This window comes from Pseudomonas sp. FP215, from assembly GCF_030687795.1.
Taxonomy (GTDB): domain Bacteria; phylum Pseudomonadota; class Gammaproteobacteria; order Pseudomonadales; family Pseudomonadaceae; genus Aquipseudomonas; species Aquipseudomonas salmasensis.
This window is the reverse complement of the sequence record NZ_CP117447.1, coordinates 1,118,316-1,135,129: the sequence shown is the minus strand read 5'-3', so window position 1 is coordinate 1,135,129 and position 16,814 is coordinate 1,118,316. Positions and strand designations below refer to the sequence as shown.

Annotated in this window: 16 protein-coding genes and 2 pseudogenes; 9 read left to right on the top strand and 9 right to left on the bottom strand. The window is 58.5% G+C overall.

Features of this window, described 5'->3' with window-relative positions; genetic code table 11:
• Positions 1–129: 129 nt before the first annotated feature.
• Both PSH76_RS05010 and PSH76_RS05005 read right to left on the bottom strand, forming a co-directional pair.
• Positions 130–1,482, bottom strand: a complete 1,353-nt coding sequence (locus PSH76_RS05010) for a GntP family permease (protein ID WP_305493673.1) — start codon at positions 1,480–1,482, stop codon at positions 130–132.
• Between the two features lie 84 nt (positions 1,483–1,566).
• Positions 1,567–2,100: a gluconokinase gene (locus PSH76_RS05005; protein ID WP_098950545.1), complete on the bottom strand. Its 534-nt coding sequence runs from the start codon at positions 2,098–2,100 to the stop codon at positions 1,567–1,569.
• A 212-nt stretch (positions 2,101–2,312) separates the two neighbouring features.
• On the opposite strand from PSH76_RS05005, the gene PSH76_RS05000 reads away from it, so the two are divergent.
• The 7 genes from PSH76_RS05000 to PSH76_RS04970 all read left to right on the top strand — a co-directional run bounded on the left by PSH76_RS05000 (position 2,313) and on the right by PSH76_RS04970 (position 8,889).
• On the top strand, positions 2,313–3,344 hold the full coding sequence (locus PSH76_RS05000) for a LacI family DNA-binding transcriptional regulator (RefSeq protein ID WP_161793224.1): 1,032 nt from the start codon (positions 2,313–2,315) through the stop codon (positions 3,342–3,344).
• Positions 3,345–3,629: 285 nt separating this feature from the next.
• The gene (locus PSH76_RS04995; RefSeq protein ID WP_278916367.1) at positions 3,630–4,043 is read left to right on the top strand and encodes a hypothetical protein; all 414 of its coding nucleotides are present in this window, start codon (positions 3,630–3,632) and stop codon (positions 4,041–4,043) included.
• Positions 4,044–4,541: 498 nt separating this feature from the next.
• Complete coding sequence (locus tag PSH76_RS04990) at positions 4,542–4,775, top strand: DUF6124 family protein (protein ID WP_032895589.1); 234 nt, start codon at positions 4,542–4,544, stop codon at positions 4,773–4,775.
• Between the two features lie 709 nt (positions 4,776–5,484).
• A complete protein-coding gene (locus tag PSH76_RS04985; RefSeq protein ID WP_032895588.1) occupies positions 5,485–6,117 on the top strand; it encodes a glutathione S-transferase family protein in 633 nt (210 codons plus the stop codon).
• A gap of 196 nt (positions 6,118–6,313) precedes the next feature.
• Entirely contained in the window at positions 6,314–6,784 is a 471-nt protein-coding gene (locus tag PSH76_RS04980; protein WP_032895587.1) for a hypothetical protein, read from the top strand.
• A 95-nt stretch (positions 6,785–6,879) separates the two neighbouring features.
• The gene (locus tag PSH76_RS04975) at positions 6,880–8,295 is read left to right on the top strand and encodes an MFS transporter (RefSeq protein WP_305493672.1); all 1,416 of its coding nucleotides are present in this window, start codon (positions 6,880–6,882) and stop codon (positions 8,293–8,295) included.
• 132 nt (positions 8,296–8,427) lie between these two features.
• Complete coding sequence (locus PSH76_RS04970; RefSeq protein ID WP_305493671.1) at positions 8,428–8,889, top strand: hypothetical protein; 462 nt, start codon at positions 8,428–8,430, stop codon at positions 8,887–8,889.
• 69 nt (positions 8,890–8,958) lie between these two features.
• Here the strand turns inward: PSH76_RS04970 and PSH76_RS30710 are convergent.
• The 3 genes and pseudogenes from PSH76_RS30710 to PSH76_RS04960 form a co-directional block, all read right to left on the bottom strand.
• Positions 8,959–9,354: pseudogene (locus tag PSH76_RS30710) on the bottom strand (methyl-accepting chemotaxis protein); the annotation flags it as partial.
• A 198-nt stretch (positions 9,355–9,552) separates the two neighbouring features.
• Positions 9,553–10,173: pseudogene (locus PSH76_RS30705) on the bottom strand (PAS domain-containing protein); the annotation flags it as partial.
• 293 nt (positions 10,174–10,466) lie between these two features.
• The gene (locus tag PSH76_RS04960; RefSeq protein ID WP_098950538.1) at positions 10,467–11,417 is read right to left on the bottom strand and encodes an aliphatic sulfonate ABC transporter substrate-binding protein; all 951 of its coding nucleotides are present in this window, start codon (positions 11,415–11,417) and stop codon (positions 10,467–10,469) included.
• Between the two features lie 310 nt (positions 11,418–11,727).
• Here PSH76_RS04960 and PSH76_RS04955 point away from each other — a divergent pair, with 310 nt between their 5' ends.
• Entirely contained in the window at positions 11,728–12,141 is a 414-nt protein-coding gene (locus PSH76_RS04955) for a GNAT family N-acetyltransferase (protein WP_305493669.1), read from the top strand.
• Positions 12,142–12,260: 119 nt separating this feature from the next.
• Here PSH76_RS04955 and def read toward each other — a convergent pair whose 3' ends face one another.
• The 3 genes from def to PSH76_RS04940 all read right to left on the bottom strand — a co-directional run bounded on the left by def (position 12,261) and on the right by PSH76_RS04940 (position 14,116).
• On the bottom strand, positions 12,261–12,800 hold the full coding sequence (gene def / locus PSH76_RS04950) for a peptide deformylase (RefSeq protein WP_003193731.1): 540 nt from the start codon (positions 12,798–12,800) through the stop codon (positions 12,261–12,263).
• Positions 12,797–13,750 carry a YihY/virulence factor BrkB family protein gene (locus PSH76_RS04945; RefSeq protein ID WP_032895581.1) on the bottom strand — a complete coding sequence of 318 codons (954 nt, stop codon included), beginning with the start codon at positions 13,748–13,750 and terminating at the stop codon, positions 12,797–12,799. The genes def and PSH76_RS04945 overlap by 4 nt, the downstream gene beginning before the upstream one ends.
• A gap of 180 nt (positions 13,751–13,930) precedes the next feature.
• Positions 13,931–14,116, bottom strand: a complete 186-nt coding sequence (locus PSH76_RS04940) for a CsbD family protein (RefSeq protein WP_003193737.1) — start codon at positions 14,114–14,116, stop codon at positions 13,931–13,933.
• 201 nt (positions 14,117–14,317) lie between these two features.
• Between PSH76_RS04940 and PSH76_RS04935 the strand changes: the two genes are divergently transcribed.
• A complete protein-coding gene (locus tag PSH76_RS04935; protein ID WP_098950536.1) occupies positions 14,318–14,695 on the top strand; it encodes a hypothetical protein in 378 nt (125 codons plus the stop codon).
• Between the two features lie 164 nt (positions 14,696–14,859).
• On the opposite strand, the gene fadD1 is transcribed toward PSH76_RS04935, so the two are convergent.
• Positions 14,860–16,551, bottom strand: a complete 1,692-nt coding sequence (fadD1, locus tag PSH76_RS04930; RefSeq protein WP_305493668.1) for a long-chain-fatty-acid--CoA ligase FadD1 — start codon at positions 16,549–16,551, stop codon at positions 14,860–14,862.
• Positions 16,552–16,814 lie beyond the last annotated feature (263 nt).

Here is a 16,814-nt window from a genome sequence, read left to right as displayed (position 1 = left end):
TTACCTGAAGAAACCCAATCAATGTGGGAGCTGGCTTGCCTGCGATGGCAGTGTTGGATTCACTACAGCTATCGCAGGCAAGCCAGCTCCCACATTTGATCAGCTCCCACTCTTGCTTTGGGGTGTGGCTTACACCACCAACGACAGCAACATGATGAAGATCAGCGCCACGATCGACAGAATGGTCTCCATCGCCGTCCAGGTCTTGAACGTCTCGGCCACGGTCATGTTGAAGTACTGCTTGACCAGCCAGAACCCCGCATCGTTGACGTGAGACAGGATCAACGAACCCGCGCCCGTCGCCAGCACCAGCAACTCACGGTTAACCCCAGGGATCATGCCCACCACCGGCACCACAATGCCTGCGCCAGTAATGGTCGCGACCGTGGCGGAACCGGTCGCCACGCGAATCACCGCCGCCACCAGCCACGCCAGCAGGATCGGGTTGATCTGCGCGTTCACCGCCATATGGCCGATCACGTCCCCCACGCCGCTGGTCACCAGCATCTGCTTGAAGCCGCCACCGGCACCGATGATCAGGATGATCGCGGCGGTCGGCGCAAGGCTGGCGTCGAGCAGCTTGAGGATCTGCTTGGAGTGGATGCCCTGGCGATGGCCAAAGGTGTACAGCGACAACAGCAAGGCCAGCAACAGTGCGGTGATCGGGTGGCCGATCATGTCCATCCAGTTGCGCACCACGTTGCCTTCGGCAAACGCGATATCGGCAAAGGTTTTGAGCAGCATCAAGAACACCGGCAGCAGCACGGTGACCAGGGTGATGCTAAAGCTGGGCAGCGACTTGTTATCGGTCTCGCGGGCCAGTTGGTCCACCAGTTCCTGGGACGGGTTACCCGGGATGTACTTGGCGATGAACGTACCGAAGATCGGGCCGGCGATGATGGCGGTCGGCAGGGCGACGATCAGGCCGTACAGGATGGTCTTGCCGATATCGGCACCGAACACGCCGATGGCCAGCAGCGGGCCCGGGTGCGGTGGCACCAGGCCGTGCACCGCCGAGAGGCCAGCGAGCAGCGGAATGCCGATCTTGATCAGCGACACGCCGGTACGCCGGGCGACGATAAACACCAGCGGGATCAGCAACACAAAGCCGATCTCGAAGAACAGCGGGATGCCCACCAGGAACGCGGCGAACATCATGGCCCACTGGACCTTTTCCTTGCCGAAGGCGCGGATCAGGGTCTGGGCGATCTGATCGGCACCGCCGGACTCGGCCATCATCTTGCCGAGCATCGTGCCCAGCGCGAGGATGATGCCGACAAAGCCGAGCACCCCGCCGAAACCGTCCTGGAACGCCTTGATGATCTTGTCCACGGGCATGCCCGAGGTCAGGCCGAGGAAACCGGCCGCGATGATCAGTGCAATGAACGGGTGCACCTTGAACTTGGTGATCAGTACGATCAACCCGATGATAGTGACTACTGCATCTAGCAGCAGGTAAGACTCGTGGGACATGCCAAACATGGGGGGTCTCTCCTGTTTGTTGTTGTTATTAAAGCGGGTGTTGAACTTCCTGCCGGGGATAGCGCTATCTTTTCCGGCAAAAAATTAATGAGTAGGTTCAAAGCCGTGCTTGCGCCACCAGATATTGGTCTGCTCGGCCAGCTCCTTCACGCTGTCTTCACTGGCGTTGAGCGCCAGGGTCAGCGGCTCGCCCTTGGGCGATTCAAGGGTGGCGAACTGGCTGTCGATCAGGCTGGCCGGCATGAAATGGCCGGGGCGGTGAGACACGCGGTCGGCAGCGACTTCGCGGGTCAGCTCCAGGAAGACAAAACCCAGGCCCGGCGCGGCTTCGCGCAGGTGGTCACGGTATTTTTTCTTCAGGGCCGAACAGGTCAGTACGGGATGCTCGCCGGCTTTCAACGCGCGGCGCAGTTCATCGCACAGGATGTCGAGCCAGCCGGCGCGGTCGTCGTCGTTGAGGGGGTGGCCGGCGCTCATCTTTTCGATGTTCGCGGCAGGGTGAAAGCTGTCGCCTTCAATGGCAGTGGCGCCGTTGAGGGCGCACAGGGCTTGGCTGACGCTGGACTTGCCACAGCCGGAAACACCCATGATGACCAGGGCGGTAACAGGTTGACTCATGAAACACCTCAGGACGCAGATAGCGCTACCTTTGCATAGCGTAAGGCTAGTGCAAAAACAGGCTTTTCCCGCGCCGACTTGTCATTTTTATGGAGTGACGCGTGCATCCGCTCCAATCATTCGAACCGGATCAGGCAACCCTAGGTTCAATAATTTGCAGCCCTTTGGAGACAGCGCTACCTTAGTGCCTCGATTTTTGTTTGGCAAGCCGCCTGATGACCTCCAAGAACGATAAAAATACCCGCACAACGGGCCGCCCTACCCTCAATGAAGTGGCGCGCCTTGCTGGCGTCAGCCCGATCACCGCCTCCCGCGCCCTGCGCGGCATCAGCACGGTGGCCACCGAACTGGTGGAAAAAGTGCAACAGGCCGCCGCCGAACTGAGCTACGTGGTCAACCCCGCCGCCCGCGCCCTGGCCTCGGCGCAGAGCCATTCGGTGGTGGTGCTGGTGCCGTCACTGTCCAACCTGCTGTTTATCGAAACCCTGGAAGCTATCCATCAGGTACTGCGGCCCAAGGGCTTTGAAGTCCTGATCGGCAACTCCCATTATTCGCGCGATGAAGAAGAAGACCTGCTGCGCAACTACATGGCCTACCAGCCACGGGGGTTGTTGCTGACCGGCTTTGACCGCACCGAAAGCGCGCGACGAATGGTCGAGGCCAGCAACGTGCCCTGCGTGTACATGATGGATCTGGACCCCAATGCTGGGGTGAACTGCGTGGGCTTCTCGCAACTGGCCGCCGGCGAGACCGCGGCCGCGCACTTGCTGTCCCGGGGGCGCAAGCGCCTGGCCTATATCGGCGCACAACTGGACCAACGTACTTTGCTGCGTGGCGAAGGCTTCCGCCGCGCCTTGCAGCAAGCAGGCATGTACGACCCGGCGCTGGAGCTGCTGACACCACGCCCGTCTTCCGTGGGCCTGGGTGGCGAACTGTTTTTGCAACTGCTGGCCGCCCACCCGGATGTGGACGCGATCTTCTTCGGCAACGACGACCTGGCCCAGGGCGCCCTGCTCGAAGCCCTGCGCCACGGCATCAAGGTGCCGGAACGTGTAGCCGTGCTGGGCTTCAACGACCTCCCCGCCTCGTCATTCATGGTGCCGCGCCTGAGTAGCATCAGCACGCCACGGGAAGCCATCGGGCGCCGAGCGGCGGAGCATCTGCTGACGATCATGGCGGGCAACAAGGTGGCCAAACCGGTGGTGGATATGGGGTTTGAGCTGCAGGTGCGCGAGAGCACCTGAGCGTCGAGCCGAACGCAATCAATGTGGTGCCCGCAGAATCAGCGCCTGGCACAGATCCCCTGTGGGAGCGGGCTTGCTCGCGAAGGCGGTGGGTCAGTCAATCAATCTTTAACTGAACCACCTGAAATCGCCATTTCCCTTTCAACAGGCGGTTGTCAATGTACGCAACCACTCATCGGCCGACGCAGAAAACTGTCATAAATGACAGTAGACGCGAACTGTGTACGCGGCCTAAATATTAGGCGCAGCCCCCGGCATGCTCATTAATTCTCAAGGAGACTCATCATGAATTCGCCCAACAAAATCACTGGCTTTCTAAAAGAGGCTAACCAGAGCTTTGATTCTCACAACATTCTCCACTTGAATACCTTCCCTGGCACAAAAAACACCACACTGGCGTTCATACAGGACAGCCATTTTATTGCATTTGAAATAGATAAGAACTTCGCAGTAGGCACCTATGAACTTCCTTACTCAGAAGAGGAGGGGAATGTTCAAGTTATTTATAACGTACCTAATCCTAATGGGGGTTCGTATCAATATCCGGCCACCTCGGGGACATTTGAAATCGTCAACAACGAAAACAATATCCTTGATGCAAAATTTGCCTTCGTAGCCGCCAACGCCGACGACCCAAACGATATTATTACCGTCGAACGTGGCGTGTACTACATCAATAATTTCAATGCTCCTGAATAACCGGTCACACAACCATCCACCTGAAGGCAGCACTGCGCCTGGTCAGGCAAGTGCTTGCCTTTTCTGATCTCTGCCCAACCTCGCTACAGCTCCCAAACGTCTGGTAAATTGCCCCTGTCGTCTGCCCACCTGATACTCAGAGTTCCTACGTAATCGTGTAAGAGCAGTCAGAGCGCTGTGGGACGCCTGTAGGAAGTGCCTGACATTGCAGCAAGCGCCTTGCTCCGCTGCCTACGCTTACGTCAGAATCCGCCGGCTTGTGCGCCTCGGTGGCGGTCTCTAAGGTTTGACGGTCGCTGAATTTCTCGGTGATCGGGTTTAGTAGCCTGAGCTTCCTCACACAAGATGCATGAGCCTATCGATGCTTGATGGTGGCTGTGCGCAGGGCGCCTTCGGGTGCGCCGGGTTTGTGTGGGATACCGGTCTACTAACCTGCGTACAGCTGCCACCCCTCGTTTAGTAGCGATGAGGTGTCAGCCCAAAACAGGTATTTCAACAATGCAAAGCATCCATCCCACGCATACGCTTTTCACCGTCATCCCTGATACTTCCCTCGAATCTTTACTGACCAACAGCTACGAAACCGTCTGCTCCGTCAGCACCCTCCTGCTCGACCTATCCGATGACCTCACTGGCAAACACCGCGATGTAGCCCTGGCCATTCATCAATTGAGCGAGCTGAGCGTATTGCTGGTGGGCAAGGCCATGGACCAACACACACCACGCTGCTGAATCCCTGTGGGAGCTGGCTTGCCTGCGATAGCCATAGGTATCTACACAACTTTTGGGCTGTAGCAGCCAACGGTAACCACGATGCGAAGCGAGCCGCTCTTGATCTTGATCTGCTTTTGATCTTAGGCGCCCCGTTAAACCACGCTGGCCGGAATTCGACAGGGATTTGGGGGGTAAACCGGCAGGGATGCCGGTTTAGCCGCCCCGCGCCATGGATGGCGCGTGGCGGCGGCCCCCCAAATCACTGGCGAATTACGGGCACACCGAGCCTAAGCGAGGTGCCGAGTGGTGGGGCATGAGCGTTTTGCTTACTTTTGCGCTTTTCAAAAGTGAGCCGCCGTCAGGGCGGAACCCTAAGTGGCCGTTGCCTAAATAATGGATATGTACCCGGTCCAACTGTGTTGACTGTTAGGCCGCCTTCGCAGGCAAGCCAGCTCCCACAATTGGATCGTGGGGTGTCAGATAGATAGGCGTCGGCTATCCGGTCGTCACGGGAGCAAGCTCCCTCGCCACAGGTCCAGCGTCGCACCAAAGTTGTGTAGATACCTATGCTGCGATAGCGGTGTATCAGGCAACACCCTCATTGACTGACACAACGCTATCCCAGGCAAGCCAGCTCCCACATTTTCGACCGTGCCCGCTTCACGCCCTCGCCGCCATGCCCGGCCCCTGCTAGATTGGTCATTCTCTTAGATGCCAGGGAAGCACCATGGGCCATTCACTGAAAATCTTGGGTCGTACCTCCTCCATCAACGTGCGCAAAGTACTGTGGACCTGCCAGGAACTGGGCATCGATTATGTGCGCGAAGACTGGGGCACAGGCTTCAAGCCCACTCAATCCCCCGATTTCCTCGCCTTGAACCCCAACGCCCAGGTACCGGTGCTGATCGACGACCATGGCGTGCTGTGGGAGTCCAATACCATTTGCCGCTACCTAGTCGGCCTCTATCAGCGCCATGACCTTCTACCCATCGAGCCGGCTCCACGGGCTCGCGTCGAGCAATGGATAGACTGGCAAGCCGTCGAACTCAACCGTGCCTGGGGCGACGCCTTCACCGCGCTGGTGCGTAACAATCCCGATGGCCTGGACACGACGCAGATTGCCGCCGCTGTGCAGCTGTGGAACAACAAGATGGGCATTCTCGAACAACAGTTGTCCAAGACCTGCGCTTACGTAGCCGGCGATGAGTTCACCCTCGCCGATATATTGATCGGTCTCTCCGTGCACCGCTGGCAGGTGACCCCCATGGAGCGTCCGCCCTACCCCGCCATTGCTGCCTATTATCAGCGACTCAGCCAGCATGCCGGCTTCAAGGTTTTCGCCCTTGACGGGCACAACTGAGCATAAAGACGGTAACGTGAAAGGGCTCCACGTACCGCTCGCTGGAGCCCATGAATAAATCTGCAGGCCGTTTCTCAAGGCAACATTGAGGTGCCCGTCGGTCGGATAGAGCAGCGCACCTGTCAGAGTTGACAGTAGCCAACACCCCTGGCACGTCGTTAGATGCCTGCATCTTCCTGTTGAAAGGACATGCATCATGTCTACCAAACGAGGCTCGTCCCTCACCAGCAAAGTGTGCGCGACAATCGCCGTAGCCCCCCATAACCCGTGCTACCCCAACGATTTCAGTTCCGAGTATGCCCACAGTCTAGGGCCCGATATTCTGGCAGGAATGCGTTTTGGCCCAAACCAGCGATACCTATTGCTTTATTTTCATCTACCCGACGATCTCCAACTGCGCACATACGAGATCGGTGACCCTCCCCATCTCAAGGTCGACCTTTCTGTGCCTGCACCCTGGGGCGAATACACCCACCACGCGCACAGCGGCATCCTCTCAGTCACCCAGCTCGCAAACCAGCAGATATACGCCACGTTCAACTTCGAAACCGAGATTAAAACACCTGACGAGACGCTCACCTTCAGCTTCACCGCAGGCATCATCAGCCTAGAGTATTACCCCACACCGCAGCCATATCGACTCGGGAACCAAGCATTTGTGCAATAAATCAGCGAATCAGATGGCAACCCCCTTAATGTTCGCAATCACTGACTTCCGTTAGCACGCTAAGCTTCCAGGTCACCACCTCCAGGAAGCTGCCCATGTTCGCACTGACTGCCTCGCCCCCAGACGGAGCCGCCCCCCACCGAGCCGCCCACATCAGCGCCCGCATCGACCGCCTGCCCGCCGTCGCCACTATTTGGCGCTTGGTGGCATTGCTCTCCATCGGCGGTTTTTTCGAGCTGTATGACCTGTTCCAAACCGCCTATATCAGCCCTGGCCTGATCAGCGACGGGATTTTTCATACCGGCAGCGAAGGTGTGTTCGGCTTCTCGGACCAGGCCGCTTTCGCCTCGGCCACATTCCTGGGCCTGTTCTTCGGGGCCAGCCTGCTCAGCCCCATCGCCGACCGCTTCGGGCGCCGCGCGATTTTCACCTTTGCGTTGGTCTGGTACACCGTGGCCACCGTGTTGATGGGCATTCAAACCTCGGCCGTGGGCATCATTTGCATGCGCTTTCTGGTGGGCATTGGCCTGGGTATCGAACTGGTGACCATCGACGCCTACCTTTCGGAACTGGTGCCCAAGCGCATGCGCAGTTCGGCGTTTGCCTTTGCGTTTTTTATACAGTTTCTGTCGGTGCCGGCCGTGGCCTTGATGTCGTGGTGGCTGGTGCCACAGGCGCCGTTCGGTATCGCGGGCTGGCGCTGGGTGGTGCTCTCAAGTGCGGTGTTTGCGCTGTTTATCTGGCAACTGCGCAAGCGCCTGCCGGAGTCACCGCGCTGGCTTGCACAACAGGGCCGCTTCGAAGAGGCCGACACGATCCTGAACAACCTGGAGGCACGCTGCCAAAAGGATCACGGCAAGCCGCTGGACGAGCCGGAGCCCGAAGCGATCAGCGTGCAGGGCAGTGGCCGTTTCGCCGATATCTGGCAGCCGCCCTACCGTCGCCGCGCCTTGATGCTGATCGTGTTTCATGTATTCCAGGCCATCGGCTTCTTCGGCTTTGGCAACTGGCTGCCGGCCTTGCTCTCGGGCCAGGGCGTCAGCGTGACCCACAGCCTGCTCTATGCCTTCATCATCACCCTCGCCTATCCGCTGGGCCCGCTGTTGTTCGTCAAGGTGGCCAACCGCTTTGAAAACAAATGGCAGATTGTCGGCTCGGCCATGGGGGCAGTGATCTTCGGCAGCCTGTTTGCCCTGCAAACCACCGCGTTAGGGCTGATTTTCTGCGGGGTGATGATCACCTTCTGCAACGCCTGGCTGAGCTTCAGTTATCACTCCTACCAGAGCGAATTGTTCCCCACCAATATCCGTGCACGGGCGGTGGGGTTCTGTTATTCGTTCAGCCGTTTATCCACGGTGTTCAGCAGTTTGTTGATCGGTTTTATCCTCGAACACCTGGGCACGCCGGGTGTGTTGGCATTTATCGCCAGCAGCATGTTGATCGTGATGATTACCATCAGTTGGTTCGGGCCACGCACGCGCAACCTGGCGCTGGAGAACATCGCTCACTGACGGCAACGGTTGGCCGCACATGGAGAAGGCTTGCCGCGCCGACGACTCCCGCCCCAGTAAACACTGGGGTCCGGCACCCGGCACAGTATTTGCTCCAGCTGTCGCACCGTCTGTTTTCATAGGTGACCGATCATGCTGGTTAACAACTCTCAAGCGGCGTCGAACGTGCAACAGATCACGCGACCCGACATGGACCCCGCCAACGCCGCCGCCAGTGCGCTGTACAGCGGCGCCCTGCAGGCTGCGCAACACAGCGTCACGGTGCCCGCTGCGCAGAAGGAATTGGACAAAGCCAGCGATCGCATCGACGAAGCTTTCGCCAAGACTCGCGTGCAGTTACAGGCCACGACTAACGGGGCGCGTGCCGAGTTCACCGAATACATGAGCAAATCCCCGGCCGAACGTATTCGTGAACAGTTGCTCAAGGAACAAGGGCTGACCGAAGAGCAAGTGCAGGCGCTGCCCCAGGAAAAACAAGACGCCATCGCCAAACAAGTGGCCGAGCGCTTGAAGGAGCAGCAACAGCAGCAGATAGCGGCGAAGGCCACTGCTTCGCCAGCCCAAACAGTGAAGGAAACCTTGGCCGCGATCTGAGCCACACAGCAGAGCAAGCCCGCTCCCACACTTGGACCTTTTTTTACATGGGATCAGCTCAGTGTTCAGTTATTGCAATTGCAACGTCGAATTGAACTGACTGATCGCATCCACCACATGCCGTGACCCTTCCTGGATCTCGAGGATCACCTGCCCCGCCTCGTTCGCCAACTCCACGCCCAGGCCCGTGCGGCTCAAACTCGACTGCATGCTCGACACTGCGCTCAACGACAGGTCGTGGTTCTTGCGTACCACGTCCACGATCTCAACGGTGGCCTGGCTGGTGCGTGCGGCGAGGCTGCGCACTTCATCGGCCACCACCGCAAACCCACGCCCGTGCTCGCCCGCGCGCGCGGCTTCAATTGCCGCATTCAGGGCCAGCATGTTGGTTTGTTCGGCAATGCTGCGGATGGTTTGCACGATGGCACCGATGATGTCCGACTGCTTGCTCACCGCATCGATGCTCTGCGCCGCCTGGTTAAGGTCGTGGGACATGGCTTCAATGATCTGCACCGTTTGCTGCACCACCTGCGAGCCCTTGCGGGCGCAGGCATCGTTCTGTACCGAAGTGGCGTGGGCCGAGTCGGCGGCCGTGCGCAGGGTGCTGACTTGCTCGGTGATATCGCTGGCGAACTTCACCACTTTGTACAAGCGCCCATGCGTATCGAAGATGGGGTTGTAAGAGGCTTCCAGAAACAGGGTCTTGCCGTATTTGTTTTTACGTTCGAAGCGGTGGGAGTGAAACTCACCGCGATTGAGTGAAGCCCAAAACGCCTTATACGCCGGGGACTCCACTTCGCTGCGGTGGCAAAACATGCTGTGATGCTGGCCGATGATTTCTTCGCGCGTGTACTGCACCGTGCGCAAGAAGTTGTCGTTGGCATTGAGGATCTGGCCCTGTGGCGTGAATTCGATCACCGCCATGGAACGACTGATGGCGTCGATCAGACTTTGGTTTTCGTGTTCGTGATGGACCCGTGCGGAAATATCCGCCGCCACCTTGATCACACTGCGTACCTGATGGTCGCTGTCCAGCACTGGCAAGTAGCTGGCTTCCAGCCACACTTGCTCACCGCGCTTGTTAAGGCGCATGAAGGTGCCGCTGAGCGCCTCGCCTCGCGTCAGATCGCGCCACAACTGGTGGTAGGCATCGGTGTGGGTATACGCCTCCTCGCAAAACAGACGGTGATGTTTGCCACGGATCTCCCCGACGCCGTAGCCCATGGTTTGGCAAAAACGTTCGTTGGCATTCAGGATCACTCCCGTGCGGTCGAACTCGATCATCGCCATGGAGCGGCTGATGGCGGCAAGCTTGGCGTTGGCTTCGGTGAGAGCACAGGAAAAACGCTGGATTTCTTGCAGGTCGGATTTGTGCTGGCGGTTGAACATGGTCAGATCACCCTAGATTCCCGGCGCCTGGAGGGCGCATTCCATTCATACGTTGGATATTTCTGGTACACCTGCATGGGGAAATAACCATTGGAAACGCTTTATCGGCCAAGCGTCGTTAACGGTTCTGGGTGAGCATAGACAGGCCTTGGCACTCTGCAAGGCCACTAATCCGCCAGCATTGCTGCTCAGGGATGACCAAGGGGCTTAAAGACAGCCTGCTGCACATCGACTTTTTTCGGGATCAGGCCGTTGGCAAAAAACAGGTCAGCGGTGCGTTGCTGGTTGGCGATGTCGATGGCCTCCAAAGGGCGGATCGGCTCAGGCGAGCGATGTTCGAAGTAGCTTTTGACCACCGCCGGTTGCAGCCCCAAAGTGCCGGCCATCAGCGCGATGCTCGCGTCGGGCTGGTCAAGCGATAGGCGCTGGGCCTTGCCTAGTGTCTGGATAATCGTGGCGATGGCCTCGGGGTGCTGCTTGGCAAACGGGTGGTTGACCACGAAGAAACTGCCCGCAGGGTTCAACCCTTGCCCATCCCCTAGCACGCGTGCCGAACCGTCGATCACGGCGGCCGAGTAGTACGGGTCCCACACTACCCAGGCATCCACCTTGCCTTGTTCGAATGCGGCTCGGCCGTCGGAAGGCGACAGGTACACCACGTTCACATCCTTCCACTGCAACCCGGCGCGCAGCAGGCTCTTGAGGAACAAGTTGTGTGCACTGGAACCCTTGAGCAACGCCACGCGCTTGCCCTTGAGTTCAGCCACGGTCTGCACGCTACTGGCCTTGGGCACCAGCACCGCTTCGGTCTTGCCCTCGTTAGGCTCGACGGCGAAGTATTGCAAGTCGATCCCGGCCGCCTGGGCGAAGATCGGCGGGATATCGCCAATGTTGCCAATGTCCAGGCTGCCGGCGTTGAGCGCTTCGATCAGTGGCGGGCCGCCGAGAAATTCGGTCCACTGCACCTGGGTGCCGGGCAGCGCCGCTTCAAAAAGTTTGTGCTCACGGGCGAGCACCATGCTGACCGAGCTTTTCTGGTAGCCGATGCGCAGCGTGGAAGGTTCGGCCGCCGAGGTGGGTTGCGCCAGTATCGCCAATGCCAGCAGCGCGCTGCCCAGCAGGTGTTTGATTGCTTTCATAAGTTGCCTCTTGGTGGTTCGATTCACAACAGGGTCAGAGTGGGCACAGCCAGGGCGGGAGGTGCATGGATTTCAGGGCCGGTAACAGGCGATGTCTTCGGCGTGAGCACGGGAGTTGAGGGGGCGGTGCAAGCGGCGCCGGACATAGTGGCTCCTTCTTAATAGGTTGCGGGGTATGTCCGGTGTTCCGGTGAAGCGATCCTAACAAGGCGGCTTATGCTTTAATAATACTTAAAGCGTATTTTTATATAACCATATGCAAGTCCCGCAGAGGCTACAATGCGCGCCTCGCCCTCTGAGTGGTTTTGACATGCACATCGAACGGCTGGCGCCGCCGCTATGGCCCTTACTGAATAAGTTTTACCGCAGCCATGACTCGTCGATGAAGGCACTCAAGGACGGGCAATTGTGGGTGGCGCGCGACAGCGAGATTGTGGCCGGTGCGTGCATGAGCCCGGTCGTGGGTGGCCAGTGGCTTACGGGGGTGTTTGTAGCGCCGGCTTATCGTGGCCAGGGGCTGGCAGCGCGATTGATTGGCGAGGCCGTGGCGAGTTGTGAGGGGACGGTTTGGTTGCTGTGCCATCCGGACCTGGAAGGGTTGTATCAGGGGATGGGGTTCAGCCAAGACACGGTTTTGCCGCAATCACTGAGTGAACGGCTGGTGCGCTACAAGCGTAATAAACCGATGATTGCGATGGGGCTCAATGCCCTGGATAAACGCTGACCCATGTGGGAGCTGGCTTGCCTGCGATAGCGGTGGGCCAGCCACCTTATTTGTAGCTGATACACCGCCATCGCAGGCAAGCCAGCTCCCACAGTTGAACTGTAGGTGTGCCAGTAACGTTATTCGTCAGCCGTTGGGTCCAGCTCCGGGAACATCACTTCAATAAACCCGAATTTGCTGAAGTCGGTGATCCGCGACGGGTACAGCCGGCCGATCAAATGGTCGCACTCATGCTGCACCACCCGCGCATGGAAGCCGTCGGCAAAGCGTACGATCGGCTCGCCTTTGGGGTCGAACCCTTCGTAGCGGATCTGCTGGTAACGGTTCACGGCGCCGCGCAGGCCGGGCACCGACAGGCAACCTTCATAGCCCTCTTCCAGTACCGGGCTGAGCGGTGTGATCAGCGGGTTGATCAGGATGGTCTGCGGCACCGGTGGCGCGTCCGGGTAGCGTTCGCTGGCCTCGAAACCGAAGATCACCAGTTGCAGGTCCACGCCAATCTGCGGCGCGGCCAGGCCAACGCCGCCCACGTGCTCCATGGTCTGGAACATATCGTCGATCAGTTGCCACAACTCAGGGCTGTCGAACATTTCCGGCGGCACCGGCGGGGCGATACGCAGCAGGCGCTCGTCGCCCATTTTCAGGATTTCACGGATCATTGCTCAGGCTCGGTCATGGGCTTGGAGTGGTCCCGGCCTAGGCCAGAGACGTGTTGTTTTTCATCGGTGTGGCCCGGCTCGCCTATTTCCTTCTCACCAGGGTCCTTGCCCTCGGCAGACATGTGTTCGATCACGGCGTTCATCTCTGCGCCCAGCAACAGTACGGCGGCAGAGATGTAGAAATACAGGAGCAAGACAATGATCGCGCCGATGCTGCCATACATGGCGTTGTAGTCCGCGAAGGTTTTGACGTAGTAGCCAAAGCCCAGGGAGGCGACGATCCATACCACCACGGCCAAGACGGAGCCTGGGGTGATAAAGCGAAATTCCTGCTCCACGTCCGGCATCACGTAGTACATGAGGGCCACGGCGAACATCAACAAGATCACAATCAGCGGCCAGCGCAGGATGGTCCACAGCGTGACCACGAACTCCTGCATGCCGATCTGCCCGGCCAGCCACTCCATCACCTGCGGGCCCAGCACCATCAGCGCGGCGGCGGCCAGCAGCATGCCGGCGATGCCCACGGTGTAGAAGATCGACAGCGGAAAACGCTTCCAGATCGGCCGCCCTTCAACCACGTCGTAGGCGGCGTTCATGGCGCTCATCATCAGGCGCACGCCCGCAGAGGCCGTCCACAGCGCGATGACGATACCCACCGAGAGCAAGCCACCCTTGGACTGCTGCAACTGGTCGATCACCGGGTTGACCTGTTCCAGCGCCTGGGGAGGCAACACCAGCTCCGATTGCAGGCGCAGCCAACTGAAGAAGTCCGGCAGGTGCAGGAAGCCGATCAGGGCAATGAGGAACAGCAGGAACGGAAACAACGAGAACAGCATCTGGTAGGCCAGTGCCGAGGCGTAGGTAGGCATCTCGTCATCGACGAATTCCTTGATGGTGCGTACCAGCACCTTGTGCAGCTTGAGACCATCGAGTACCGGAAAAAGCATAGCGTCTCCTTTCGCCGCAAAGAGGTTGAGTTCGTGGGCGACTCAGGGGCCGTTTTCTACATCAAAGTAGCCCATTTGGCGACTTTGAAACAATTTCGAAAGTTTAGTTGCACGCTCAGATACAAAAACGGCCATCCGTGGATGGCCGTCGGGCTGCTGGGGGCTGCCCGCCAGGACGTGTTACTCAGTGGCTTTTTTCACTGCGTCCTTGGTCTTGCCCACTGCTTGCTGCGCTTCGCCTTTTTTCTCTTGGATCACGCCTTCAGCACGCAGTTTGTCGTTGTCTGTGACTTTACCGACGCCTTGCTTGATGTTACCCACAGCTTCGTTCGCCAAGCCCTTTACCTTATCGGAAGTGCTGCTCATGGTATTACTCCTGATAACAATCAAATGGTTTTTGGTCACTACGTAGCGGTTGACCTGAAGCGCAACGGCAGAGTTTCAATTATTTTTGCGCAAGCATTTCATCGAATGCGGCAGGTTTGGCTTTATGTTTTGCAGCCAACCCATGAGAATGCCCGGCACATTCAGGCTGCAACGCTGAATAACAGATCCCGTAGGAAGGTTATGAAACTCAATAAAGCACAGGCCATTGCCCGCAGAAACCAGGAACTGGGCGGTGCCGTACTCGGCGTCAACAACTGCCACTTCACCGACCTGGACCGCAAACGCAACATCTGGTGGTTCGACCTGCCGGTGGGGCGCATTGCCGTGGGCCAGTACGAGTGGGTCCACCTGTTGATGCACAACGCCGACACCGACCAGTTGCTGCACCTGAAGGTGCCGACCGTGTTCCTGCGTGAAAAACTCGAAGGGCTGGTGGTGCGCAATGCGGGCAAGCGCAAGCCGGAGATTACCCTGGAGCTAAGCGCGGATAAGGACTCGTTCTTGAAAGATGTGCGCCCCGCCGGTGCGGGTGTGAGCTTCGCGCAGTTCGCCCTGTAAAAACCGTGCGGGCTGCCCTGACAGGCTCTTTGTAGGAGCGAGCTTGCTCGCGAAAAACTCACAGGCACCGCGTTTATCCAGCAAGCACGCGTTACCGTTGACGTTTTTCGCGAGCAAGCTCGCTCCTACATAAAAAACCCCGCATCAGCGGGGTTTTTTATGGGTTACTTTTTGAGGCCTAGCTTCTTAAGCTCTTCATCACGCAATTCACGCCGCAAGATCTTGCCCACGTTGGTGGTCGGCAACGCATCACGGAACTCCACGGCCTTGGGCACCTTGTAGCCGGTGACGTTAGCGCGCATGTGTTCCATCACCTGGTCCTTGGTGAGCGTAGCCCCTGGCTTGACCACGATGAACAGCTTGATGTGCTCACCGGATTTTTCATCCGGTACGCCGATGGCCGCACACTGGAGCACGCCCGGCAGGCCCGCCAGCACGTCTTCCAGTTCATTGGGGTAGACGTTGAAGCCGGAGACCAGAATCATGTCCTTCTTGCGGTCGACGATACGCATGTAGCCGTCTGGCTGGATGATCGCGATGTCGCCGGTCTTCAGCCAGCCTTCGCTGTCGAGCATCTCGTCGGTGGCGTCCTGGCGCTGCCAGTAGCCCTTCATCACTTGCGGACCTTTCACACACAGCTCGCCGGTTTCACCCAGTGCAAGCTCGGTGCCGTCGTCGGCGATGACTTTACACGCGGTGGAAGGCACCGGAATGCCAATGGTGCCGATCTGGATGTGCTGGATCGGGTTGACCGTGGCCACCGGGCTGGTTTCGGTCATGCCGTAGCCTTCGCAGATCGCGCAGCCGGTCACCGCCTTCCAACGCTCCGCCGCCGCCAGTTGCAACGCCATGCCGCCCGACAGGGTGACCTTCAGCGCAGAGAAGTCCAGCTTGCGGAAACCTTCGTTGTTGCACAGTGCCACGAACAGGGTGTTGAGGCCGACGAAGCCGCTGAACTTCCACTTCGACAGTTCCTTGACCATCGCCGGCAGGTCGCGCGGGTTGCTGATCAGGATGTTGTGGTTGCCGATCAGCATCATCGCCATGCAATGAAAGGTGAAGGCATAGATGTGGTACAGCGGCAGCGGCGTGATCAGGATCTCGCAGCCTTCGTTGAGGTTGGAGCCCATCAGCGCCTTGCATTGCAGCATGTTGGCGACGAGGTTGCGGTGGGTCAGCATCGCGCCCTTGGCCACGCCGGTGGTACCGCCGGTGTATTGCAACACGGCCACATCGCCGCTGGCCGGGCTGGCATCGTTGACCGGCTGGCCATGGCCCTTGGCGAGTACGTCGTTGAACTTGATGGCCTGGGGCAAGTGATAGGCCGGGACCATTTTCTTCACGTACTTGATCACGCTGTTGATCAGCACGCGCTTGAACGGTGAGAGCAGGTCGGCAACTTCGGTGACGATCACATGCTTGACGCCGGTCTTGGGCACGACTTTTTCAGCCAGGTGCGCCATGTTGGCCAGGCAAACCAGGGCCTTGGCCCCCGAATCATTGAATTGGTGTTCCATTTCCCGCGCGGTGTACAGCGGGTTGGTGTTGACCACGATCAGGCCGGCGCGGATCGCACCGAATACCGCGACCGGGTATTGCAGAACGTTGGGCAGTTGCACGGCGATTCGATCGCCAGGCTTCAAGTCGGTATGCTGTTGCAGATAGGCGGCGAATGCGCCGGACAATTCGTACAGTTCACCGTAGGTGATGGTCTTGCCCAGGTTGCTGAAAGCCGGTTTGTTGGCGAAGCGCTGGCAGGACTGCTTCAGTACCGCCTGAATATTCGGATACTCGTCTGGATTGATCTGTGCAGCAATCCCGGCGGGGTACTTATCCTTCCAAAAGTCTTCATTCATGGAAGCCCACTCCTCAGCGACGCGAATTCATCATCGCATTTGATGCGATTATTATTGGTGTATGTTTTTAGGTGAGTCTGGCGCTTTCAAGCAGGCCTAGAAGTCACAAAGCGCGCCGAGAGTAGCAGCTTTGCCAAGGGCCGCCTAGAGCCAAAAGAGGCCCCTACAGTCATAAACATGACTCAAGAATATCCAATGGTCACTTTTAGAGCAAAAATTCTATAACGCCAGAAATGGCTCTAGAACAAGCTCTCAAGGGTGCA

Coding starts and splice junctions, on each gene's coding strand:
- PSH76_RS05010 (WP_305493673.1), bottom strand. CDS start 1,482: ATGTTTGGCATGTCCCACGAGTCTTACCTGCTGCTAGATGCAGTAGTC.
- PSH76_RS05005 (WP_098950545.1), bottom strand. CDS start 2,100: ATGAGTCAACCTGTTACCGCCCTGGTCATCATGGGTGTTTCCGGCTGT.
- PSH76_RS04995 (WP_278916367.1), top strand. CDS start 3,630: ATGAATTCGCCCAACAAAATCACTGGCTTTCTAAAAGAGGCTAACCAG.
- PSH76_RS04990 (WP_032895589.1), top strand. CDS start 4,542: ATGCAAAGCATCCATCCCACGCATACGCTTTTCACCGTCATCCCTGAT.
- PSH76_RS04985 (WP_032895588.1), top strand. CDS start 5,485: ATGGGCCATTCACTGAAAATCTTGGGTCGTACCTCCTCCATCAACGTG.
- PSH76_RS04980 (WP_032895587.1), top strand. CDS start 6,314: ATGTCTACCAAACGAGGCTCGTCCCTCACCAGCAAAGTGTGCGCGACA.
- PSH76_RS04975 (WP_305493672.1), top strand. CDS start 6,880: ATGTTCGCACTGACTGCCTCGCCCCCAGACGGAGCCGCCCCCCACCGA.
- PSH76_RS04970 (WP_305493671.1), top strand. CDS start 8,428: ATGCTGGTTAACAACTCTCAAGCGGCGTCGAACGTGCAACAGATCACG.
- PSH76_RS04960 (WP_098950538.1), bottom strand. CDS start 11,417: ATGAAAGCAATCAAACACCTGCTGGGCAGCGCGCTGCTGGCATTGGCG.
- PSH76_RS04955 (WP_305493669.1), top strand. CDS start 11,728: ATGCACATCGAACGGCTGGCGCCGCCGCTATGGCCCTTACTGAATAAG.
- def (WP_003193731.1), bottom strand. CDS start 12,800: ATGATCCGTGAAATCCTGAAAATGGGCGACGAGCGCCTGCTGCGTATC.
- PSH76_RS04945 (WP_032895581.1), bottom strand. CDS start 13,750: ATGCTTTTTCCGGTACTCGATGGTCTCAAGCTGCACAAGGTGCTGGTA.
- PSH76_RS04940 (WP_003193737.1), bottom strand. CDS start 14,116: ATGAGCAGCACTTCCGATAAGGTAAAGGGCTTGGCGAACGAAGCTGTG.
- PSH76_RS04935 (WP_098950536.1), top strand. CDS start 14,318: ATGAAACTCAATAAAGCACAGGCCATTGCCCGCAGAAACCAGGAACTG.
- fadD1 (WP_305493668.1), bottom strand. CDS start 16,551: ATGAATGAAGACTTTTGGAAGGATAAGTACCCCGCCGGGATTGCTGCA.